At 48.9% G+C, this 21,048-nt stretch carries 20 protein-coding genes; 15 read left to right on the top strand and 5 right to left on the bottom strand.

The genetic code is table 11. From position 1 onward, the window contains the following. Nucleotides 1–17 precede the first annotated feature (17 nt). Entirely contained in the window at nucleotides 18–479 is a 462-nt protein-coding gene (locus ACJMM9_RS00475) for a hypothetical protein (protein ID WP_405322844.1), read from the bottom strand. Between ACJMM9_RS00475 and ACJMM9_RS00470 the strand changes: the two genes are divergently transcribed. Further along, the gene (locus ACJMM9_RS00470) at nucleotides 448–1,701 is read left to right on the top strand and encodes a vWA domain-containing protein (protein ID WP_405322842.1); all 1,254 of its coding nucleotides are present in this window, start codon (nucleotides 448–450) and stop codon (nucleotides 1,699–1,701) included. The two genes, ACJMM9_RS00475 and ACJMM9_RS00470, sit on opposite strands and share 32 nt — an antisense overlap. 90 nt (nucleotides 1,702–1,791) lie before the next feature. Here ACJMM9_RS00470 and ACJMM9_RS00465 read toward each other — a convergent pair whose 3' ends face one another. Then, nucleotides 1,792–3,252: a SpoIIE family protein phosphatase gene (locus ACJMM9_RS00465; protein ID WP_405322840.1), complete on the bottom strand. Its 1,461-nt coding sequence runs from the start codon at nucleotides 3,250–3,252 to the stop codon at nucleotides 1,792–1,794. A 250-nt stretch (nucleotides 3,253–3,502) separates the two neighbouring features. On the opposite strand from ACJMM9_RS00465, the gene ACJMM9_RS00460 reads away from it, so the two are divergent. Continuing rightward, on the top strand, nucleotides 3,503–4,870 hold the full coding sequence (locus ACJMM9_RS00460) for a hypothetical protein (protein ID WP_405322838.1): 1,368 nt from the start codon (nucleotides 3,503–3,505) through the stop codon (nucleotides 4,868–4,870). A gap of 3 nt (nucleotides 4,871–4,873) precedes the next feature. On the opposite strand, the gene ACJMM9_RS00455 is transcribed toward ACJMM9_RS00460, so the two are convergent. Further along, nucleotides 4,874–5,533: a hypothetical protein gene (locus ACJMM9_RS00455; protein ID WP_405322836.1), complete on the bottom strand. Its 660-nt coding sequence runs from the start codon at nucleotides 5,531–5,533 to the stop codon at nucleotides 4,874–4,876. Between the two features lie 45 nt (nucleotides 5,534–5,578). Further along, on the bottom strand, nucleotides 5,579–6,469 hold the full coding sequence (locus tag ACJMM9_RS00450; RefSeq protein WP_405322834.1) for a lysophospholipid acyltransferase family protein: 891 nt from the start codon (nucleotides 6,467–6,469) through the stop codon (nucleotides 5,579–5,581). Between the two features lie 80 nt (nucleotides 6,470–6,549). On the opposite strand from ACJMM9_RS00450, the gene ACJMM9_RS00445 reads away from it, so the two are divergent. The 13 genes from ACJMM9_RS00445 (at nucleotide 6,550) to ACJMM9_RS00385 (ending at nucleotide 19,166) form a co-directional block, all read left to right on the top strand. Then, the gene (locus ACJMM9_RS00445) at nucleotides 6,550–7,206 is read left to right on the top strand and encodes a hypothetical protein (RefSeq protein WP_405322832.1); all 657 of its coding nucleotides are present in this window, start codon (nucleotides 6,550–6,552) and stop codon (nucleotides 7,204–7,206) included. Between the two features lie 26 nt (nucleotides 7,207–7,232). After that, nucleotides 7,233–7,589 (top strand): histidine triad nucleotide-binding protein, encoded by a 357-nt coding sequence (locus ACJMM9_RS00440; RefSeq protein ID WP_405322830.1) that lies wholly within the window; start codon nucleotides 7,233–7,235, stop codon nucleotides 7,587–7,589. Nucleotides 7,590–7,691: 102 nt separating this feature from the next. Beyond that, entirely contained in the window at nucleotides 7,692–8,483 is a 792-nt protein-coding gene (gene recO / locus ACJMM9_RS00435) for a DNA repair protein RecO (protein WP_405322828.1), read from the top strand. Between the two features lie 285 nt (nucleotides 8,484–8,768). Next, nucleotides 8,769–9,515, top strand: a complete 747-nt coding sequence (gene panB / locus ACJMM9_RS00430; RefSeq protein WP_405322826.1) for a 3-methyl-2-oxobutanoate hydroxymethyltransferase — start codon at nucleotides 8,769–8,771, stop codon at nucleotides 9,513–9,515. 234 nt (nucleotides 9,516–9,749) lie between these two features. After that, nucleotides 9,750–10,112, top strand: a complete 363-nt coding sequence (locus tag ACJMM9_RS00425; protein ID WP_405322824.1) for a hypothetical protein — start codon at nucleotides 9,750–9,752, stop codon at nucleotides 10,110–10,112. 115 nt (nucleotides 10,113–10,227) lie between these two features. Continuing rightward, nucleotides 10,228–10,584: a hypothetical protein gene (locus ACJMM9_RS00420; RefSeq protein ID WP_088660601.1), complete on the top strand. Its 357-nt coding sequence runs from the start codon at nucleotides 10,228–10,230 to the stop codon at nucleotides 10,582–10,584. Further along, entirely contained in the window at nucleotides 10,574–11,698 is a 1,125-nt protein-coding gene (locus ACJMM9_RS00415; RefSeq protein WP_405322822.1) for a phosphatase, read from the top strand. The genes ACJMM9_RS00420 and ACJMM9_RS00415 overlap by 11 nt, the downstream gene beginning before the upstream one ends. Nucleotides 11,699–11,816: 118 nt before the next feature. Further along, the gene (locus tag ACJMM9_RS00410) at nucleotides 11,817–12,548 is read left to right on the top strand and encodes a pseudouridine synthase (protein ID WP_405322820.1); all 732 of its coding nucleotides are present in this window, start codon (nucleotides 11,817–11,819) and stop codon (nucleotides 12,546–12,548) included. 110 nt (nucleotides 12,549–12,658) lie between these two features. After that, complete coding sequence (locus tag ACJMM9_RS00405) at nucleotides 12,659–13,486, top strand: metallophosphoesterase (RefSeq protein WP_405322818.1); 828 nt, start codon at nucleotides 12,659–12,661, stop codon at nucleotides 13,484–13,486. A gap of 142 nt (nucleotides 13,487–13,628) precedes the next feature. Beyond that, nucleotides 13,629–14,642 (top strand): quinolinate synthase NadA, encoded by a 1,014-nt coding sequence (nadA, locus tag ACJMM9_RS00400; RefSeq protein WP_088639101.1) that lies wholly within the window; start codon nucleotides 13,629–13,631, stop codon nucleotides 14,640–14,642. A 101-nt stretch (nucleotides 14,643–14,743) separates the two neighbouring features. After that, entirely contained in the window at nucleotides 14,744–15,433 is a 690-nt protein-coding gene (locus ACJMM9_RS00395) for a hypothetical protein (RefSeq protein ID WP_405322815.1), read from the top strand. A 25-nt stretch (nucleotides 15,434–15,458) separates the two neighbouring features. Next, nucleotides 15,459–16,994 (top strand): carbon starvation protein A, encoded by a 1,536-nt coding sequence (locus ACJMM9_RS00390; protein ID WP_405322812.1) that lies wholly within the window; start codon nucleotides 15,459–15,461, stop codon nucleotides 16,992–16,994. A 33-nt stretch (nucleotides 16,995–17,027) separates the two neighbouring features. Continuing rightward, nucleotides 17,028–19,166, top strand: a complete 2,139-nt coding sequence (locus ACJMM9_RS00385; RefSeq protein WP_405322811.1) for an ATP-dependent RecD-like DNA helicase — start codon at nucleotides 17,028–17,030, stop codon at nucleotides 19,164–19,166. An 81-nt stretch (nucleotides 19,167–19,247) separates the two neighbouring features. On the opposite strand, the gene ACJMM9_RS00380 is transcribed toward ACJMM9_RS00385, so the two are convergent. Next, nucleotides 19,248–21,044 (bottom strand): LamG domain-containing protein, encoded by a 1,797-nt coding sequence (locus ACJMM9_RS00380; protein ID WP_405322808.1) that lies wholly within the window; start codon nucleotides 21,042–21,044, stop codon nucleotides 19,248–19,250. Nucleotides 21,045–21,048 lie beyond the last annotated feature (4 nt).

Genomic DNA, 21,048 nt, shown 5'->3' with positions numbered 1-21,048 from the left:
TGGCAATATGGAATGTGCTAGTTTAATAAAAAAAAGGAGTACATCATGAAATCCAAATTCTTTTTAACTGCAACAATCGCATGCGCTTTTATGTTTATCAACTGCAGCGATAATACAAACAAAGAAACAACAAAAACAACAGGAGACGACGAAACACGAATCGAAACGGTAATGACCGTTTCTCCATCAACATCACCCGAATACAAACACAAAGGAGCGCCCAAAGCACCAGACAATAGAGGAGCTGTAAAATTTTTGGCAGCATCGTCAAAGGAGTCGCCATCTTTTTCAACGGCGGATGCCAAATTTTCAAAGGACATTGACAAAGTCATGAAAAGCGTAAGTGGCCTACACACAAGCGGGAAAACAGTTCTTGGGGGAAGACGCGGAAAATCAGCCGCAGGCTTTTCCGAAGGTGCCGCAGGTTCAGGAGGAATTAGCGACGGAATGGCAGGACTGCTCGGAGGTTCCGCATCCATGCTCGCCACATCCGCTTCAAAAACGTACGCCAAGAAATCATCTGTCGTAGCCAAAGCGGCTCCTAGAAAAAGTTCAGAGCGCACATCATCAAAAACAGTTTATCTCGCTTCTGATAGCGACGAAAGCAGCTCTTGGGACGATGATGAACCTGTTACAAGGCGAAAAAGAAGAGCAAGGCGTTCCGATGAACAAGTGTCGGGACTCCTCACTGCGGGTGAATGGAACGATCTGGAGCATTGGAAATTCTGGACCAATATTATCAACGACAATGATTACAATGGAAAGATGAGCTACTGGAAATTTTACCCCCAGCAACTCGTAGCCGTAAAAGTCGTAGACGGAAACGACGTTGGCATTGCAAACGTTCCCGTGACGCTACTCAACGGCAGGCAAGTTGAATTTACAACAAAAACAGATAATGCGGGTTACGCTTACTGCTGGATTAATTTATTCAACAAAAACCAATATCAAAAAAGAGACCTTTGGTTAATTGTTGACGGAGTTGTAATCAACGGACAACTCAAGACATCTTCCAGAGGTGATCGCAAACTCAACATCAATACCGTTGTAGACAAAGATGCCAAGCACGCCAAGACGACGGCAGACATCGCATTCATCGTTGACGCCACAGGTTCTATGAGCGACGAAATCCGCTTCCTCAAATCCGATCTCAATTACATTATCGACCACGCAAGTTCGGAAAGCAATGTTGATTTACGCACAGCCGCTCTCTTCTATCGCGACATAGGCGACTCCTACCTCACGCGCCACGACGACTTCACCGATAACGTCGCAAAGACACAGGAATTCGTTTCAAACCAAAGAGCAAGCGGAGGCGGAGACTACCCCGAAGCTGTCCACACAGCGCTTGAAGCTTCGCTGGAAAACCTCTCTTGGGACGAAGCCGCCCGCGCACGCATCGCATTCCTTATCCTTGATGCCCCCGCCCACTACGAAGAAGACATCATCAAAAGCCTCCAGAATTCGATTCGCCTCTTCGCCAAGAAAGGCATCAAGGTTATCCCTGTTGCGGCAAGCGGCGTAGATAAATACACTGAGTTTATGCTGAGATTCTTTGACGTGGCAACAGGCGGCACATACGTATTCCTCACCGACGACAGCGGCATCGGCAATTCACACATCAAGGCATCCGTTGGCAATTACCAAGTGGAAAGCCTCGCCGAGCTGATGATCAGACTCATCAAGAAATACGTGGAATAAAGCAAGCAATATTAAACACAGAACTAATCCAAGCCGTCTTTTTTGACGGCTTTTTTTTGCAAAATGACAGCAATCCAATAATTCTTCCCCCTAGCCTTTATACTTTATCACAAGCATAGTGAGGTCGTCGCTCTGCTCTGCACCATTCACAAAAATAGAAACAGTCCGTTTCATAGCATCTAGAAGCTGCTTCGGGTCTACGAATTGACTGCCGCCACAAATTGCGTTTTCAATTCGCTTTATCCCGAACAGTTCTTCACCAGCATTCATCGCTTCTGTGAGACCGTCCGTATAAAGGAAAATCATATCACCAGCGGCAATGTCAGCTTTTTGAGTTTTGTATTCCTTGCCTTCGACAATTCCGATGGGGACATTCGCCGTCATGCTTAGATAGCGCATATCTTTGCCTGTAACTATAATCGGTTTTTCGTGCCCAGCATTGCTGTAACTCAGGTGGCCCGTCGCAAGGTCCAGTACGCCGACAAAGAGTGTTGCAAACATTCCCGTGGTGTTGCCACGGCTAGCCATTGTGTTCATGCCCTTCACAATTTGAGCAGGGTCATCAATCTTCGTTGCAATCGTACGGAACACGGCCTGCGTCATCGACATGACAAGTGCTGCCGGGATTCCCTTTCCGCAGACATCGCCGATATTGAAGAACAGCTTTCCATCACGGATAAAATAGTCGTAAAAGTCGCCGCCGACTTGTTTTGCAGGAACCTGGCTGCCGACAATATCTACAAATTCATTAGCGGGCATCGGAGGCGGCAACATTGCAGTTTGAATGGCATTTGCAATGCTAAGTTCCTTGTTCATCAATTCCTTTTCGGCACTGACTTTGCTCAGCTTACGAACGCTGAGAATGCTACGATACATGATAAAGCCAAGCACCACAAGTCCAATCAGCTGGAAGATTATGACCGGAATGAGAGAGCGCTGCTGGTTATCGTACAACTGCACTGCCATCGAAGAGAGTTCGCGCATCGGGACATCGGCGCCAATAACGGCAACGACACGTCCTTGAGGATCGTGGACTGGTCGCGAGAATGTAGACATCAGCGCCACGTAATAGCGGCTCATGTACGGTTCGCTCCAGGAACCGTTGCCATGCAAGCCCTCGCGGTACCAAGTGCGTTCCGTATAATCAAACCCAATAACGGTGTCCTTAATTTCGTTGGTTACATCATCTTTAAAAGTAAAGTATCCATCGCGAAGACCGTCGCTCCCCACTCGGTAAGCAAAATCAACGCCGACAATTTCAGGATGGTTCGCCACAACACGCTGCAACGCCATGTGCAATGAATCTTGCTGCTGCGTATCGATAAAGCGTTCAACTTCGGGCAGAACAGCCGCAATAGCAGCCTCGGCAATTTCCTTGACTTCAAAGGTTCGATTTGCAGAGGTAAGATCGTGCTTGGCCATTTCCGTAATTTGGGCGGTAATGGCTCGGCGTGTAGAAATATACTGCACAGCCGTGGTCAATTCCAAAAATATAGCGGCCACAACGAGTACAACAATACTACGTATTTTTGTCTGACGAGATGTATTCATAAGACCTCGCGCCCCTCAAAATTATAAATCCTGTATATTCCTATAATATATTTTAATTTTGACCATTAATTATTTTTTCTGCTAAAGCCCACTCCAAAAAGTCATTTTTCAACCCATTTTTGACATTTGTCACACCTACAAATGGGAAAAGAGACTCAACAATTTTATCTAAAAAGCATAGCATTCAAGTTAAACTATTTCTATATTTGCAAACTGCAAATCAATTAATGAAACTGAGAAGGAATGATTCATGAAAAAAATTTTAATCGGCATCATGGCCGCATCATTATTTTTTTGCGCCTGTTCCGGGGAAAATGGCGCAGATGGCAGAGACGGAAAAGATGCCGAAATCAACATCGATTCCCTAGCAAATGTACTCCGCGACGAAATTACAGGATCACTTTGGGATTCTCTTTACGCAAAGCCATACATCGACTCTGTATACAACACACTTTTTGACAACACTTTTGCATCAAAATGGATGGACTCCGTCCGTAATGCACTGTTAGACAGTTTAAAGGAATCTGATTACGACAGCCTTTACACAAAGCTCTACGACAGCGTTTACAACGACATTTATTCACAAAACATCATCCGTTCTCTTGACGGATTCATTTACCATGCAAAAGAGAACATCAATGGAGCATTTGCAAACCAATATCCTTTGATGTACAAGGGATTTACAGATGAAGAAGGAACCGAATATGTTCCTCTTTCCGTTGCCATCAGGAATTTATGCCAGACTTCTGTCAAGACTCCCTGTAACTACAAAAAGATCATGGTGCAGGCCTGGATTCCCGGATTTACAGATACCGCAAGCGTCACAAGCGCTGTAAACCCCAACGCAACCATAAAGACAAATCCCAAATTTACATTCAACAAGGAAGCTCTTGCAAAATTAACGAATGCCGAAAAAGCTCAATACGAAATTCGTGCATACGCCCTCGAAAACGACCACCAGATTTTATTTTTCAGCGCCTCTACACCTGTGACAATTCAGCCCATGCAACTTTTCGGCAGTGAATACAAGGGAGTTAAAAATTTCTCCTGGTGGTATGGAGTATGGATTACGCCAAATATGGATTCCATTCCTAAGATCCTGACAGAATTGGCCCGTTCGCTTCCCGATACAACCTTGAAGGTGTACCAAAAATACAGCGCGGACACAAGCATTGAACAAAGTTCTAGACGTGTAGTTTCTGCAATATTCGATTTATTGCAGAAAAGAGGAATCAAATATGTGCAAAATGAAAGCATCGGAAGCGTAGGTCAAAAAATACAGTATCCCATCGAGACGCTTCGCGAAAAGGAAGGCATCTGCATCGAGACTTCTACTTTATTTGCATCCATCTTGGAAGCGGCAGGTTTCCAGCCATTCCTCGTTCTCGTTCCAAACCATTCATTCGTAGGCTGGCGAATCAACAAGAAATCCGACACCCTTGACTTTATTGAAACCACGTTGATCGGCAACGCCAGAGCAACTGCGGCCGACGCCATCAATAGCGCCATAAAAAGATACAGCGAAGAAGTCAAGGCCGGAAACTTTACTTCTGGCGCATCGGAACTTATTGATATCGAAGCCGTTCGGAAATTTGGAATTTTACCAAACGATATTTAGTTCTCATTTACGCTGATAAACCACGTAATAAAGCAAGCTCCAGGCGCCCCACAAAACGCAGAGCGCCATACCGAGATAGCCTACGGCGTAAACCGCCGAGGCAATCGAGTCGCATTTTAAAAGAAGCCCCGTTTCCGAGAGGATAAAGTTCCAGTCATGGAATCCATAAGGGGCTTCGGCTCCCGTGCCGCCGCTGATGAGCATAAGCTTCATCGGGAGAGCGTCTTCGATGTAAGGCGCCACGTCTATCAGATTTTCGAACGCCCACCAGAGCGCAATCGAGGCCCCGAACAAGTCGCGCGGCTTAATCCATAGCGCAAAGCAAAAGACAAGCGGCATAATGGTCTGGAATAGCGAACCTCCAAGCGACGTGAGTACAGGCTTTCCGAAAATGCCAAAAACGATATGGCCAGTTTCATGAACGGGCAAGTTCAAGTTATGCAGGAACTGCGCAATCCAGGACTGATAGCCGTGAGAAAGGGCCTGCAATGTAAAGAAAGCCATCGCCACAAGCAGTACAACTCGTGCGGCAAAGAAATTTTCCCGTCCAAGCGGTCGGGGCAGCAAAAAGAACTGCACCCAGGCGGGCCATTCTTCGGAATCGTTCAGCCATTCCAGGATTCGAGCGAGCAGCGGTTTCTTTTTGTGAGGGACAAAGGTCATAAAAGTAACGATAGTAATCTTTGCGACAAGATGCGCCGAGAGCCCTTACTTGTTATAAATTTCCGGCGTTTGGCTGTAGAATCGGCGGTGCGTGAAGCTGTACCAGAGATTTGGATTTTCAAGAACGCGCTGTTCGAGCCACTTGTTGAATTGCGAGTCCACCACGCCCGAATCCGCCGAAGATGCGATTTTTGACTGCGCGCCAGCCACCTCGATTGCGTGAAGTACGCGAACTTTTTTCGGAATAGCGCCTTTCGGAGATGCACCTTTCGAAGATGCGTCGCGTTCCTCCATCCAGCAGATAAACACGGGAGTCTGCGGACGATGCTTGAGCAAAAAGTCCGGCAGCGGATTCACGTTCACGGGACGTTCCAAGAGCGTTCCCGGAAGTGCACTCGGAATGCGGGAATCCTGGTCAGCAAGCAAGCAGAATAGATTGCCTTCGTTCAGAATGCGCATAAAATCACGAGGAGTCCGGGCATCCACAGAATAGCTCCGGCCATCGACCGCACGGATTTTGCGTTCAAGAATGTTGTTGAGCCACTTAGGCTTCACGGGAATGTAGCTCGCCACCAGCGGGATTCCAAGGCGGCAAAGCCACGGTCCCATCGCTTCGTAATTGCCATAATGCGCGGTCAAAAAGATTCCGCCCTTGCGCATTTTTTCAAGCACAGGAATGGCCGCCTCGTCTAGCGCAAAATTCCAACCGTCCACGCAACACGGGTAAGCGGTAAAATCGTGCGGCAACTTCTTGAAAGTGCCAAAGCGAAACAAGAGTTCGCTCACATGGCGAGTCAAATTCTTCAAGAGGGTATTGTACGAGACTGCGCCGGCCACATGTTTTGCATTGGCAAGAACGGTTTTCCGCTTCCAGCCTGCAAGTTTAAGCACTGAGTAAGCCACCCGTGCAAAAACCGCCGCCACCATTTTACGCATAAAAGACATCACGGCATAAAGATACGAAAATTATGCAAGCTTTGAAAAAAGTATTTCTATATTAGTTCTCGAGGTTTATTATGATTGAAGAAGAAATATCCACACAAGAAGAACCCGAAAACATTCAGCGCGGCAGAAGTGCCATCGTCTGGCTAAAGATTCTCATCATTTTCGCTTTTATCATAGGGCTTTTTTCTGAATATATAATCGTCATTTTTAAGCCCTACATGAATTTAACAAATGGAGAAACGCCTCCAGCCATGGATTTTACCTCGGCAATCGCAATCCTATCCTATACGTTCCTGCTTTTAATATTTGGAATAGTAATGTTTATTGCGGTATTCAAATTCTGCAAATGGATGTATATCAACATCAAGACATTGCGAAAGTTCTCATCAACGGAATTTTCGCCTATCGCGGCAGTCATTTGCACGTTAATTCCGTGGGTATCCGGAATCTTCGATTACTTCATCTTTAAGGACATCCTCGCCCGCCAAGAAAACGTTCTCAAAACCCACAATGCCAAGTTTGTAGCACCAAAGCCTGGTCAGCTCAAGTGGATTCTCATATTGACGATTCTTATATTGTTTCCGTCGATATTCAGCGAATTCTTCGTATGCAGACTCATCAATTTATTACTGATATTCCCAATTTGCTTACTCTACATTAAATCGATGAACGTCATGATCGAAAACGAAAAAACGCTTTATTCTTTAGACAATCACGAAAACACCTAACCCCTTTTACTACTATTATATATACTATGAGTGAAAATTGCCTTTTCTGCAAAATCATCAAGGGTGAAATCCCTTCCAAGAAAATCTACGAAGACGACGATGTGTTCGCCTTCTATGACATCGCCCCGCAGGCACCGGTACACTTTCTGGTCGTGCCGAAGCGCCACATCGCAACCATCATGGACATGAAGCCGGAAGATTGCGAACTCGTGGGCAAGATGCTCTACCGCGCACAGCTTATCGCGAAGGACCTCGGTCTCGAAGAAGGCGGTGCCCGTTTTGTGTTCAACTGCAAGGCTGATGCGGGTCAAACCGTGTTCCACATCCACCTGCACGTCGTCGGCGGACAAGAAATGGGCTGGCCTCCGTTCCCGAAGGATTAGACGAAAGAACGGGCTTTGCCCTACAGACTAGAGACGAAAGATATATCGACCCTAGTCTAATAAAATCTACATCTCTCGTCTTTCGTCTCTCATCTTTCGTCTATGATAAAAACTCGCGCTATAGTTCTTCACCGCTTTCCGTACAGCGACTCTAGCTTTATCGTCAAGGCGCTTACGGAAGAAAGCGGCATCGTCTCGTTTATCGTGAAGGGCGGAAAGAAAAAAGAATCCCCGTTCCGGGGAGCGCTTGATCCGCTCGCGTTAAGCGAAGTCGTTTTTCGCCAAAATCCGAATACCGATTTGCAGTTCATCAAGGAAGCAACGCTTTTGGACTGGCGTAAGAACTTGCGCAACGATTTACTCAGCACAGCGAAAGCGCAGGTCATGACAGAAATGATTTTGCGTTACGCACCGCAAGGCGTCCCCCTGCAAGAAGATTTTGAGCGACTGGAACAAGCCATTCGCGAATTCGATTCCGATTCACCGCAAGATTCGCCGACTCCAGAAGGTTCCGCGCACTCGTCAACATCGAGTGTTCCTGACAAGTCGCGTATTTTTGCACAGTGGCTCCTGGACACTTGCGACATGTGGGGCTACAATCTCGATCTTGAAACTTGCAGTCGATGCGGCAAAACCCTCGACCAACCCGCTGCAGATTTTTTCCCTGAAACTGGCGGATTCGTTTGCCACGCATGCCTCGGAGTAGAAACGCCCCGCGCACGCACAGAAACGCTACAGGGTCTTTGGTCGCTCCGCAATGGTGACAAAATTGAGCACCCCGAATTCACCGAAAACGCGCTCCTCGCCTACTTGCGCCATCACATCGGATTCCTCAAGGAAATCCATTCCATAAAATTCCTGAACGAAACCAGAAAATTATTTGATGATCATTAAATAATGAAGTTAAGAGTTCTCAGTTACTAGTTACTGAAGCAGCTTCGTTGCTATTCTGAGTTCTTGTTCGTCATCCTCCTACCTAGCGGCAGATAAGTAGGAGGATCCATACAATTAGAAATCAGCAATGTATGGATTCCCTCCTTCGCTACGCTCAGTCGAGAATGACTTTTTTCAAAAATCTCTACCCTCACTTTCTACAGCCTACTAGCTATCGAATAGCCATAACTTTACAGTATTTGTATATTTGCCCGTAGTTGAAAAAGTTTAAGTGAAGAGGTCATCATGTTAACTCCAGAAGATATCAAGGCGAAAAAATCCAAGAACGAAATGATTTCCATGATCACCGCTTACGACTTCGCCTTTGCAAAAATTGCGGAAGCCGCCGGAATCGACCAGATTCTCGTGGGCGATAGCCTCGCAAACACCATGCTCGGTTACAAGAGCACACGTGAAATCGGCATGACCGAAATGCTCATCTTCGCTGCAGCCGTTTGCCGCGGCGCCCCGAACACGCACGTCATTGGCGACATGCCCTACATGAGCGACAAGGATCCGCAAACGGCTTACGACAACGCCCGCCGCTTCTTGGATGTAGGCTGCTCCAGCATCAAGCTCGAAGGCACTCCCGAAGGCGTCATTGAATTTCTGCGCAGCAAGGACATTCCCGTTTGCGCCCACCTCGGACTTTTACCACAGACCGCCGAGAACTTCAAGCAAAAAGGCAAAACTGAAGAAGAAGCTCGCGCCATTGAAGAGGCCGCAAAGTTCGTTGACGGTCTCGGATGCTTCGAAATGGTTCTCGAACACATTCCTGAAGAACTCGGTGCAAAAATCACAAAAGAAGTCTCCGCACCGACCATTGGCATTGGCGGAGGCAAGTTCACAGACGGCCATGTTCTCGTGATGCACGATGCTCTCGGCATGCACCCGAACAAAATTCCTCCGTTCGCCACGAAGTTCGTAGACATGTATTCCGTTGGTGTTCAAGGAGTTAAGAAATACATCGAAAGTGTGAAGGCTAGAGTCTAGAAAACATTTACCGAACATTAAATTAAAGATAAATTAATAGTAATTACTAATAAAAAAGTCGGCTTCAAGAGAAGTCGATTTTATTTTATCCAAAACAGTATTTTACCAGCAGCCACTTAATACAAAAAATTTTTGAAAAAAAATCATTTTTTTTATAAATACATGTTGATTATTTGTGAAAAAGAAGTTATTTTTCTGATATCAACAAATAAATAACATAAAAGGAAGAAAAAAATGGCTACAAAAACTGTTGCAAAGAAACCCGCTGCTAAGAAGCCCGCTGCTGCTAAGAAGCCGGCCGCCGCTAAGAAGCCTGCTGCCGCTAAGAAGCCCGCCGCTGCTAAGAAGCCCGCCGCTGCTAAGAAGCCCGCTGCCGCTAAGAAGCCCGCCGCTGCTAAGAAGCCCGCCGCTGCTAAGAAGCCGGCCGCTGCTAAGAAGCCCGCCGCTGCTAAGAAGCCCGCTGCTGCTAAGAAGCCCGCTGCCGCTAAGAAGCCAGCTGCTGCTAAGAAGCCGGCCGCCGCTAAGAAACCAGCTGCAGCGAAGAAGCCGGCTGCGAAGAAGCCCGGTCCTGCTAAGAAGCCGGCCGCCAAGAAGTAATCTTCTTTTTGACCCAACGATTTTGACCCGCAGACCTCTGCGGGTCTTTTTCTTTACCCCTTTGTAACAATAATATCCTTTGGCGCCACGCCCCACGTTTACTATTTTTGTTAGCATGATTTCAGAAAATGATTTGACCAATTCGCAGAACATTCCCTTTGAAGAACGCATCGCCCGCATCGAAAAAATGATCGAAGCCGAAGCAGAACCGAAAGCATTCGAACTCGGACTTTTGCTCGCACTCAAGATGGGCCAGGAAATCCGCGAAAAGAAACCGCTCGGCAGCACGACTGGCGACATCGTCGCCGCATGGAGTTCCAAGTACCCGGAATCCGTCGTCGAAGAAGCCATCGCTCACGCCAAGCAGTTCCTCACAAATCCGGGCGCCCTCGCCGAAAAAATGAAGAACATCATGCTGAAAAAGATGAATCAGCAAGAAGAAAAAAAGGACGAGGCCGAAAGTGGAAAATAAACTCCAGGCAACAATCGACATCGGGAGTCACAGCTGCATTTTGCTAATCGCAGCGTTCGAAGACGCGCCTGCCGCAGCTCCGACTGCTTCTGAAACGCCCGAGGCATCCGCAAATTTCGAAACGCCCGCAAAAGAATCATCAACGGAAGGTATGGATTCCCTCCCAAACGTAGATACGAGAAATAATGGTTCCCCTACGCTTCGCTCCGAGGATGACAAGGTCGAGAATGACAAAAACGAGAATAACGCCAATAAAAAAGAAGCTCGCAAGATTCTCGTGCCGAAGCTCCAGAAAGTCGAAGTCTGCCGCCTTGGCGAAGACATTTACGAACACGGGAAAATCACGCCCGAACGCACCCAGGAACTCGTCAACATCATGACCAAGTTCCGCATGGACTTGCATGCCCTCGGCGCAGACCTCAAAGCAGTCGCGATGACCGAAGCCATGCGCAAGGCCACAAATCCGGACGAAGTGATCGAAGCTGTTGAAAAAGCCGTGTGGGTCAAGCCGCGCGTCATCACCGGCGAAGAAGAAGGCAAGCTCACCTACCGTTCCGTCAAGGAATGGCACGGCGAAGGGAACGTCACGATTGATATCGGCGGCGGTTCCACAGAACTCAGCAACGGCGAAACGACATTCTCGATTCCCGTTGGCGCGCTCAAGATGTTCAAGGCGATGGGCCCGATTCCCGGTCCGGAATACAAGAAGTTTATCAAGGAAACGTTCAAGGATTTGTCATTCAAGGGCATGACGAAAAAGCCCGTCTATCTTATCGGTGGTACAGGCACCGCACTTGCGATGGTATTTTTGAACAGCCAAACGTTTGACTACAAGGCGATTGAAGGTCTCGAAATGAGCCTCGCCGACCTTGAAGCAGTCACCACGCGCATCACGAACCTTTCGAAAGAACTCCGCGCGATGCTCCCGGGACTTGGGAACGGCCGTCACGAAGTGATCATTTGCGGTTTGTTCTGGTTGCGTTCGCTCCTTGAAAAGCTCCGTGTAGAAACGTTCAAGATCAGTACGGCAGGACTCCGATTCGGTTTGCTCTACCCGCCAGAAAAAGAACCGGAACAAAAGCCAAAGAAGAAACCAGCATTTTTGAAAAGTTAGTTGATAGTTATTAGTAGTTAGTCATTAGTTATTAGTTGTTTGTTGTTTGCGATAGCTATTGACCATTGACCAATGACCATCAACACCCATTTACTATAATTAGTGTAACAGAAAACTCATGCGTATCAACAAGTACATTTCTCTCAGTGGTTTTGCTAGCCGCCGCGCCGCCGATGAACTCGTCGCCGACGGTCGCGTACAGGTGAACGGAGAAACGATTTCCGACCTCGGCCATCAAGTGGACGAAACCAAGGACCAGGTGACGGTCGACGGTAAGTTGTTGAAGCTCCCGACAAACAAGAAAACAAAAGTCATCATGCTCCACAAGCCGGCTGGTTGCGTTTGCACCAAGGACGACCCGCAAGGCCGCCGCACGGTTTACGATTACTTGCCGCCGGGATACCACAACTTCAAATACGTTGGACGACTCGACTTGCAGAGCCGTGGTCTTTTGCTTTTCACCGACGATGGCGAATTGCTTTATCGCCTCACGCACCCGAGCTTCGAAGTGCCGCGCAGTTACTACGTGTGGACAACGCGCCCGCTCAGCGAATCTGCCGCCCAGCGCTTGGTCGATGGCGTGGACATCCGCGACCCGGAAGATCCGGACGCTGAAGAAGAAATTGCATTTGCGACAGACGTCTACCTCGAAAACGGATTTGCAGAACTTGTGCTTATCGAAGGCAAGAACCGAGAAATCCGCCGCATGATGCGAGCCATCGGTTACGAAATTCGCGACCTCAAGCGCGTAAGCTACTGCCAGATTCAGCTTGGCGACTTGCCCGCAGGCGAATTCCGCGAACTCACGCCCAACGAAATGAACAAATTGCGACAAGCAGTACATCTTTAGACGAAAGAACGCCGCTACGCGGCTACAGACGAGAGACGAAAGATTATGTTTGGCGGCTTCGCCGCGATTATTTCAATTCCGCTTTCCTAATTCCGAACTCCGAATTCATTATGAAACGTACTTTATATATCGGTGATGTTCATGGTTGCGCAGACGAACTCTCTGCGATCATTGACCAGTTCGGTTTCGTACGCGGTAGCGATACGCTCTACCAGACCGGAGACATCATCAACAAAGGTCCCGACATGATGCGCGCTATGCGAATCGTCGAGGAACTCGGCATTCTGACCGTCCGCGGAAATCACGAAGAACACCTTATCCGCATGATGGAAACGCCCAAGAGCAACTGGACTGAAAAGCAAAAGAAGCGCTTCAAGGCGCTCTCGCTCGACGAATGGGTCTACATCCGCGATACCGTAAAGAACTGGCCGCTCTGGCGCGACACGCCGCATGCATTGCTCGTACACGCCGGCCTAGAACCGGGCAAGACGCGTCTCGAAGACATGAGTCCCGAAGTGCTCCTTTCCGTGCGCTACTGGAATGACAAACCATGGTATGAACAAGTGACATGGAATAAGACGGTCGTCTTTGGACACTGGGCCAAGAACGGTTTCGTGAACATCCCCGGATTTATCGGTCTTGATTCTGGCTGCGTCTACGGCAAGGCACTTACCGCCTGGTGCCCTGAAGAAGACAAGTTCTATAGCGTCCCCGCACTCCGCGAATACACGCCCGTCAAGGACAAGGCCAAAGAATCTGAAGCCGCGCCCTGCAAGGTGCTCGGCGACAACTCCCCCGATTCCGTGCCACCCAAGACGTTCGACGAAATCAAGGAACGCATTGCAAGCGGCGACATCGCCCGCAAGGAAGAAACTCCCGAAGAATCGAACATTCGCAAGGCAAGCCCCTCCATCAGCGCCGAATGGGCCGGATACTAAAATTCGGAATTAGGAAGTATGAATTAGGAATTATTTAATTTGGCGGCGAAGCCGCGATTATTTTTCTCTCGTCTCTAGTCTCTCGTCTTTCGTCTCTATAAAAAAAGCTATCTTTTAACTAGGCAATAATCTAGGTAACACAATGACAGCAGAAGAACTTTACAATCGTCTCAAGTCCGTCAAGCCGGGCGCAGCCCTTTGCACCTACACCATGGAAAAGGTGGAAAAGATGCTCCCGCTCATCAACGAAATCAACGAACTCAAAAAAGAACAGGATACCGTTATCCTCGCCCATAGCTACTGCGCTCCTGAAATTCTTTTGGGCGTTGCCGACTTCACAGGCGATAGCTTCAAGTTGAGCAAAGACGCCACGACCGTCCAACAAAAGACGATCCTCTTCTCTGCCGTGCGTTTCATGGGCGAAACCGCCAAGATTTTGAACCCGCAAAAGGACGTGATCATTCCAGGTCCGCTCACGGGTTGCAGCCTCGCCGATTCCATTACCGGCAAGGACGTTGAAGAACTCCGCAAGCAGAATCCGGACTACACCTTCGTTTGCTACATCAACACCACCGCCGACGTGAAGGCTGCCTGCGATGTCTGCGTGACTAGCGGTAACGTGATGCACATCGTCGAAACGATTCCGTCCGACAAGATTTTCTTTGTGCCGGACGCCCTCATGGGCCAGAACATCATCGACGAGATGAAGCGTCGCGGTGTCAAGAAGGACATCAAGCTCTATAACGGCTGCTGCTACGTTCACGAAAACTACGACCCGGATTTGATCCAGTTCTTCCGTAGCCAAAACCCGAATCTCAAAGTGATCAGCCATCCGGAATGCAACCCGTCTGTGGCCATGCTCAGTGACTACGTCGGAAGCACAGGCCAGATGGTAAGCTACATCAACCAGCAGCCCAAGGACAGCTGCATCTTGCTCCTCACGGAATGCGGCCTCAATGCACGCATGCACTACGAACATCCGGACATGAACTTTATCGGTAGCTGCTGCATGTGCAAGTACATGAAGTCGAACTCGCTCGAAAACATCCTGGAAGCGCTCCGCCACCCCGAAAAGGCAGAGCACATCACGCTCGACGAAGGCGTACGCGTGAAGGCCAAGAAGTGCATCGACGCCATGTTCAAATACGCCGAATAGTTCACAATACGAACTGCGGTTCACGACAAGCGGCCATAAAAATTCTATCTTTGCGGCTACATCGTTTTTTGGGATGTTAGAAACCTCTTGGGGATAAAAAGATGAAGAAAATTTTATTGGCAATAACTTTGTTGTGTTCCGCAATTTTTGCGCAGCCCGAAGATAGCGATTTCAGCTATTGGCCTCGTTCTTATTTTGCAAGCATAGGTTTTAACGTCATCGCAAACCGTGGTGACCTGTTTCAGCGTTCCATGAAAGTTATTGACAAGGATGGCGACGAAGAAATAGTCAACCTCCCCATTACAAAAGTTTTTGTAGCCCCAGACTACAATCTCGGCGTAAACATTCGCGAATTCACATTTGCACTTTCGTTCCAATACTGGTCCTACACGGGTACAATTGCCAATCTCCCCGACAACCTCAACAGTCGGGATATGCGTTACTGGAGATTCGGACTTGAAGCGACTTACAACTTTTTCTATCCTGAATTTTTCCAGGTAGGCGTCGGTCTTGGATATTCATTTTCCAAATTGTCCACAGAAAACAATGTTTCCAACGCCGATGGGTATTTCAATTCCGAGCTAAACGGTTCTGCCATAGCCCTTGTTACGCAAATACGCTATTTCATCACAGACAACTTTGGTCTCACATCTTCTATGCGCATTTACGAGAACTGGTATAAGTCGGTTCATACAGAAAACAGTGGAACCGTCGATTTCCACGATGTCGATATCAGTTACTATTGGCAGACCTACATCGCCATATCCATCGGAGCCATGGTTCAGTTTTAATTAAAAACTAAAGAAGGCACAAAAAATGATAACATTCCTAATTGGTGTTGCAATCCTCATTCTTGGATATTTCACCTATGGCAAGTTCGTTGAACGCGTGTTCGGACCGGATGACCGCAAGACTCCGGCACTCGCAAATCCGGATGGCGTTGACCGCGTCCCGATGCCGCACTGGAAAAACGTTCTCATTCAGCTTTTGAACATTGCAGGCATTGGCCCTGTGATCGGCGTGATTCTCGGCATCAAGTTTGGCGCCATCGTGTTCATCTTGCTTCCGCTCGGAAACGTCCTCGGCGGTGCAGTGCACGACTACTTCAGCGGCATGATCAGCATGCGCAACAACGGTTACAACGTCCCGGCACTCTCCCGTAAGTTCTTGGGCAAGGGTCCGGCAAAGCTCGTGATGACGCTCATTTCCGTGGCGCTCATTCTCGTTGGCGCCGTGTTTACCACGACTCCGGCAGCTCTCGTGAACACCCCGATTCTCGTTGGCAGCCACGTTTCGCCGACGCTTTTCTGGATTGCCGTTGTCTGCATTTTTGCCTACTACTTCATTAGCACCTTCTTCCCGATTGACAAGATTATCGGCCGCATCTACCCGATTTTCGGCGCCCTTTTGATTCTCGCCTCCCTCGCTATTTTCGTGGGCATCATCCCGAACTTGAACGTCCTCGATGAATTCTGCTTTGCGGACATCATGAGCAACTTCCACAAGCATCCGGCAGGTCAGCCGATTATCCCGATGCTCTTCGTGACGATTGCTTGCGGTATCATCAGCGGTTTCCACAGCACGCAAAGCCCGCTCGTTGCCCGCACTGAAGTGACCGAAAAGACCGGCCGCCAGACGTTCTACGGCATGATGATTATTGAAGGTTTGATTGGTATGATTTGGGCTGCAGGTGGCATGTTCATTTACCACCAGATGCCGGAACTTTTGACCGGCGCTTCGGGCGTGAAGGTCTTGAGCGTTCTCGTTTCGACCGTGATTCCCTGGGCTCCGATTTCGATCCTCGTGGTCGTGGGCGTGATTATCCTTGCTATTACGAGTGGCGACACGAGCCTTCGCAGCCTCCGCCTCACCGTTGCAGAACTGACCGGACTTGAACAGACTTCTGTCAAGAACCGCCTCCTCCTTACGATTCCGATGTTCGCTCTTTGCGCTGTGATTATCTTCTGGAGCAACATGAATCCCGAAGGATTCAACATCTTGTGGAACTACTTCAGCTGGAGCAACCAGCTCATGGCCGTTTGCAGCCTCTGCGTGGCAACCGTTTACCTCCGCAGCAAAAAGAAGAACTTCTGGATTGCGCTCATTCCGTGCATGTTCATGACGTTCATTACGGCAGATTACATTCTCTGGGTAAGCCCGGAAAACCTCAAGGGCGCTCCGCTCGGTTTTGGCCTCGACTATAAGACAGCTCTCGTGATTGCACTCCACGACGCCGCCATTCTCGGATTCTTCCTCTGTGTTCGCGGCAAGACGCTCTCCCAGATGGAAGGTTATGACGCCGACCGTTGGAACGCAGCTCTTGACGAAAACAAGATTCCGAAAGCTCAGTAAGCAAGCGCCGCAAATACAAACGCCGCAATATTCGTGCAAGTCAAAGGTTCAATCAAAAGCATCACGTTCCATAGCCAGCAAAATGGCTTTACCGTGATGCGCCTGAACGATATCGAAAGCAAGAAAGTCGTTGTCGTCACGGGTACTTTCCCCGCTTTGCAGCCTGGCGAAACCATCTCTGTAGAAGGCGACTGGGGTTCGCATCCGAAATACGGTAAGCAGTTCCAGGCGACTTCTTTTGAATACCTAGCCACAGACGATAACGATATCCTTGAATACTTGGCAAGCGCTCAATTCCCAGGCGTTGGCGAAAAGATTGCCGAACGCATCGTGGAAGCTTTTGGCGATGCAACCGCCGACATTCTCGACAACGATCCGGACAAGTTCCGCGAAGTAAAAATCAAAGGCTTCCCTGCCCGCAAGGTGGAAGCTTTTTTGGCACGTTGGCAAGAAGCACGCCATAGCCGCGAGACGATGCTGTTCTTGTACAAGCACGAAATTGTCGGCAGTGTGGCAAAGCGCCTTTGGAACAAGTTCGGGCAAGCGACGATTGAACGCATCTCACAGAACCCGTACATGCTCTGCGAAGAAGTCTGGGGCATCGGATTCTTGAAGGCCGATGAAATTGCGCAGAAAGTCGGTTTCCCGAAAGACAGCCCCGAGCGATTCCAAGCGGCATTGCTTTACACGTTGCAAGAAGCCTCGGTCAGCGATGGCCATGTGTTTTTGCCGAAGAATGTGCTCTTAGAACGCACGTTCCGCAACTTGCGTTTAATGCAAGACGACGAAGGCACCATCAACACGCTCCTCGATGAATTCGAAAAAGCAAGCGAAAGCGGACGCATCAAGCGCGAAGGCGACGATTGCTATTTTCCGCCGCTCTACAATGCCGAGCAGCGCATAGCAGACAACATCAAGCTCCGCTTGCGATACAACGAGCTTTCAACGGAAGGCTTCGAAAACGCTCTTGCGCAGTGGGAACGCGAACACAAGTTCAGCTTTGACCCGATCCAGAAACGTGCTATCCAGATGGCGCTATCGCGAAAGATTTCGATTATCACAGGTGGACCAGGCACAGGTAAAACGACAATTCTCAAGGGAATCTTGTACCTCGCCCGCCAAATGGAAGAATGCGTAAGCCTCACCGCCCCGACGGGGCGCGCCGCCAAGCGCATGGGCGAATGCTGTGGCGAAAAAGCCCGCACAATTCATAGATTGCTCGAAGTGGACCCGATTTCGGGCAAATTCCACCGCGACGAAAACAACAAGCTCCAATGCAATTTGCTCATCGTCGATGAATTCAGTATGGTCGATACGTGGCTTGCCGCCTCGCTCCTCGAAGCGACGCCACTCAACGCGCGAATCATTCTCGTAGGCGATGCCGACCAGCTCCCAAGCGTGGGAGCTGGCAATGTGCTGAACGACTTGTTGCGCTGTCCCAAGATTCCAAGCACCCGCCTTCAGCACATTTTCCGCCAGGCCGGCGGAAACGACATCGCCGACAAAGCATCGAAAATCAATCAGGGCATTAGCCCCTCGCCCATCGAAGGCACGAACTTCCACTTTTTACCTTACGAGTCGGCCGATGAAGCTAAAGACATCATCGCCCGCCTCGTCACGCGCGGCATCAAGGAAAAAATCGACATCGACACGCAAGAGATGCAGCTCCTCACGCCAATGCGCAAAGGACCGCTCGGCATTTACGAGCTGAACAACTTCTTGCAAGACCTCCTGAACCCCGGCAAGGAGCGCATCAAGATCGCTAGCGGCAACTGGAGCACAGGCGACCGCGTGATGCAAATCCGCAACAACTACGACAAGAACGTGTTTAACGGAGACGTCGGCATCATCTACAAAATCGGGAAAGACACGAAAAAAATCACCGTTTTTTACGACGACAAGACCGTCGATTACGAGCCCGACGAAGCCGATGAACTTATCCTTGCGTACGCCTGCACCATCCACAAGAGCCAGGGTAGCGAATACCCCGCTGTCATCGTCGTGCTAGATTCGAGCCACAGCATCATGCTGCAAAGGAACCTCATCTACACCGCCATCACACGTGCGAAAGGCCATGTGTGGATTTTGTCTGCACCCGGCGCGTTCTACCAAGCCGTACGCAACAACCGCAGCACAAGACGATATACGAGACTCACCGAGAAGCTCGAATAGCCGAGATGCGCGGGCATTTCAGCACGAGCATTCGACGATTCTCGTCACTATTGACTAATAACTAATGACTAACGACCATCCCTATTTCGGCCAATAGCCGGTTGGCTTTTGGTTCAAGTAAATAAGCTTTGCCCATTCTGGACTTTGCGCTTTATTCATAAAGTACAGTTCATCAAGCGAACCCTTGAAAACACGGTCCACCTTCCCACTGGACTGCTTACGGGCACCAATGACAAACGGACCATCCGATGTACGCTTATCATCCGTATGGTTGCGGCTAACCATAGTTTCTTCAAGCTTGCCATTCCTGTAAATCGACGTCGAATCGCCGGACTTCACAACTGTAAAATGCACCCACTGCTTGTAATCCACTTCCGGCGCAATCGCGATGCTCGCCTGGTACCAATGACCCAAATCCGATTCATCGAGTTCCTTGAACATCCAACTCGATCGGTCGCTATCGCCAGCCTGATACTTGAAGTGGTATTCCGATTCGGACTTGCCCCAAATGAATCGAGACGTCGAAGTATCCTCGGCATTCACCCAGAACGATGATGTAAAGCTAGACGTATCCGTTAACGCAAAGCCGCTATAGTCGGCGGATTCCTGAATTTCAATAATGGACGATTTTCCGTTAAATACAAACGCACCGCCAATAATTCCATCGCCAGCGGTAATATCATTCGCGACCCCATTGAGTGCATTATCGCCCGCAGCATAAACCGTTGATTCCGGAAATTCAGTTTCGTCAAAGTTCCATGCCGCCATAAAGCCATCCGTGAAAGCAAACGGATCTACAGCGCGCATCAAAGCCTGCGCTTTTCCGGCAGCACTCGCGACATTCGCAGTACCAGTAACACTTTCCTTGTTTGACACTCGAATGTCCGCCGTCTCTTCATTCTCATTCCACGCAAAAACAAGTTTCTGCGTTTCGCGTTGCGGGTAAAGCGTTGACAAGCGAACCCACAGCCCTATCGGAACAGAATTCTTGTCATAGACGATCTTGAACGTTGTCCAGAACGAAGCGGGTTCCAAATAGATTTTGAGCGCCGAAATATTCTTAACAAGCGATTCGTGGTCATCCGCATTCAAATCGTTCAAGCGAACGTATAGCGGGAACCCTTCAATAGTATCGTGCAGGTCAATGCCCGTCGCCGAAGTGTTCAGCGGAATTTCCAAAGTGTGAACAGAATCGTCGTAATAAAATTCCTGAACAGCATCCGTATTTTCAACAAGAACAGCCTTGATGCTATTGGAGCCATCCGAAGTACTCACTTGCACCGAATCATAGAATGAAGCTGGCACACCGGTAAAAGTCGCATAACGAACAGTTCCGTCTGTTATAATCTTAGCAGTCGCATTGTACGTTGAGCCCACAATAGAAACACTCGCCACCGAGTCCTTGGTTTCAGGCAAATAAACCTTGATGTCGCGGCTTTGTGGTATTTGCAAATCAACAGATTGCTCAGAATCCGTCACAATTTTCAGGCCTGACTCACGAAGTGCAAAAGACTTTCCATCCGACTTTTCATAAAACGCTTCCAAGTTGTAAACGCCATCAGGCAAGTTATCAAATGCAAAATGCCCCATCGAATCCGCAGTCGTCGTGTAGTACGCTGTGCTATCTTCTTTTGCAGGATCGTAATCCGTCGGGACGCAGTAAACACGGGCGTAAGACGCGCGTTTAAAAAAGTCCGGTCTTTGCGCTCCATCAGCATACGCAAGCGTGCCCATCAATTCCGGGGAACCGACTTCGGAGCTGTTCCCGCCCGCCACCTTGCTATCAGAGCAAGCTACGAGGAAAACCATTGCAAGCAACGCCTGCAACGCGAACAATGCAGAAACCGCCGATTTAGCCAATCGAGTATTTCGTATCATTGCA

The organism is Fibrobacter sp., assembly GCF_045112255.1.
GTDB lineage: Bacteria > Fibrobacterota > Fibrobacteria > Fibrobacterales > Fibrobacteraceae > Fibrobacter.
Note: the sequence above shows the minus strand (reverse complement) of the source record. Positions and strands in the feature narration are given on the sequence as shown.

Excerpts from the sequence above, each read along its gene's own strand:
- ACJMM9_RS00470 (WP_405322842.1), top strand. The coding sequence starts at position 448 with ATGGCAGGACTGCTCGGAGGTTCCGCATCCATGCTCGCCACATCCGCT.
- ACJMM9_RS00475 (WP_405322844.1), bottom strand. The coding sequence starts at position 479 with ATGGATGCGGAACCTCCGAGCAGTCCTGCCATTCCGTCGCTAATTCCT.
- ACJMM9_RS00465 (WP_405322840.1), bottom strand. The coding sequence starts at position 3,252 with ATGAATACATCTCGTCAGACAAAAATACGTAGTATTGTTGTACTCGTT.
- ACJMM9_RS00460 (WP_405322838.1), top strand. The coding sequence starts at position 3,503 with ATGAAAAAAATTTTAATCGGCATCATGGCCGCATCATTATTTTTTTGC.
- ACJMM9_RS00455 (WP_405322836.1), bottom strand. The coding sequence starts at position 5,533 with ATGACCTTTGTCCCTCACAAAAAGAAACCGCTGCTCGCTCGAATCCTG.
- ACJMM9_RS00450 (WP_405322834.1), bottom strand. The coding sequence starts at position 6,469 with ATGCGTAAAATGGTGGCGGCGGTTTTTGCACGGGTGGCTTACTCAGTG.
- ACJMM9_RS00445 (WP_405322832.1), top strand. The coding sequence starts at position 6,550 with ATGATTGAAGAAGAAATATCCACACAAGAAGAACCCGAAAACATTCAG.
- ACJMM9_RS00440 (WP_405322830.1), top strand. The coding sequence starts at position 7,233 with ATGAGTGAAAATTGCCTTTTCTGCAAAATCATCAAGGGTGAAATCCCT.
- recO (WP_405322828.1), top strand. The coding sequence starts at position 7,692 with ATGATAAAAACTCGCGCTATAGTTCTTCACCGCTTTCCGTACAGCGAC.
- panB (WP_405322826.1), top strand. The coding sequence starts at position 8,769 with ATGTTAACTCCAGAAGATATCAAGGCGAAAAAATCCAAGAACGAAATG.
- ACJMM9_RS00425 (WP_405322824.1), top strand. The coding sequence starts at position 9,750 with ATGGCTACAAAAACTGTTGCAAAGAAACCCGCTGCTAAGAAGCCCGCT.
- ACJMM9_RS00420 (WP_088660601.1), top strand. The coding sequence starts at position 10,228 with ATGATTTCAGAAAATGATTTGACCAATTCGCAGAACATTCCCTTTGAA.
- ACJMM9_RS00410 (WP_405322820.1), top strand. The coding sequence starts at position 11,817 with ATGCGTATCAACAAGTACATTTCTCTCAGTGGTTTTGCTAGCCGCCGC.
- ACJMM9_RS00405 (WP_405322818.1), top strand. The coding sequence starts at position 12,659 with ATGAAACGTACTTTATATATCGGTGATGTTCATGGTTGCGCAGACGAA.
- nadA (WP_088639101.1), top strand. The coding sequence starts at position 13,629 with ATGACAGCAGAAGAACTTTACAATCGTCTCAAGTCCGTCAAGCCGGGC.
- ACJMM9_RS00395 (WP_405322815.1), top strand. The coding sequence starts at position 14,744 with ATGAAGAAAATTTTATTGGCAATAACTTTGTTGTGTTCCGCAATTTTT.
- ACJMM9_RS00390 (WP_405322812.1), top strand. The coding sequence starts at position 15,459 with ATGATAACATTCCTAATTGGTGTTGCAATCCTCATTCTTGGATATTTC.
- ACJMM9_RS00380 (WP_405322808.1), bottom strand. The coding sequence starts at position 21,044 with ATGATACGAAATACTCGATTGGCTAAATCGGCGGTTTCTGCATTGTTC.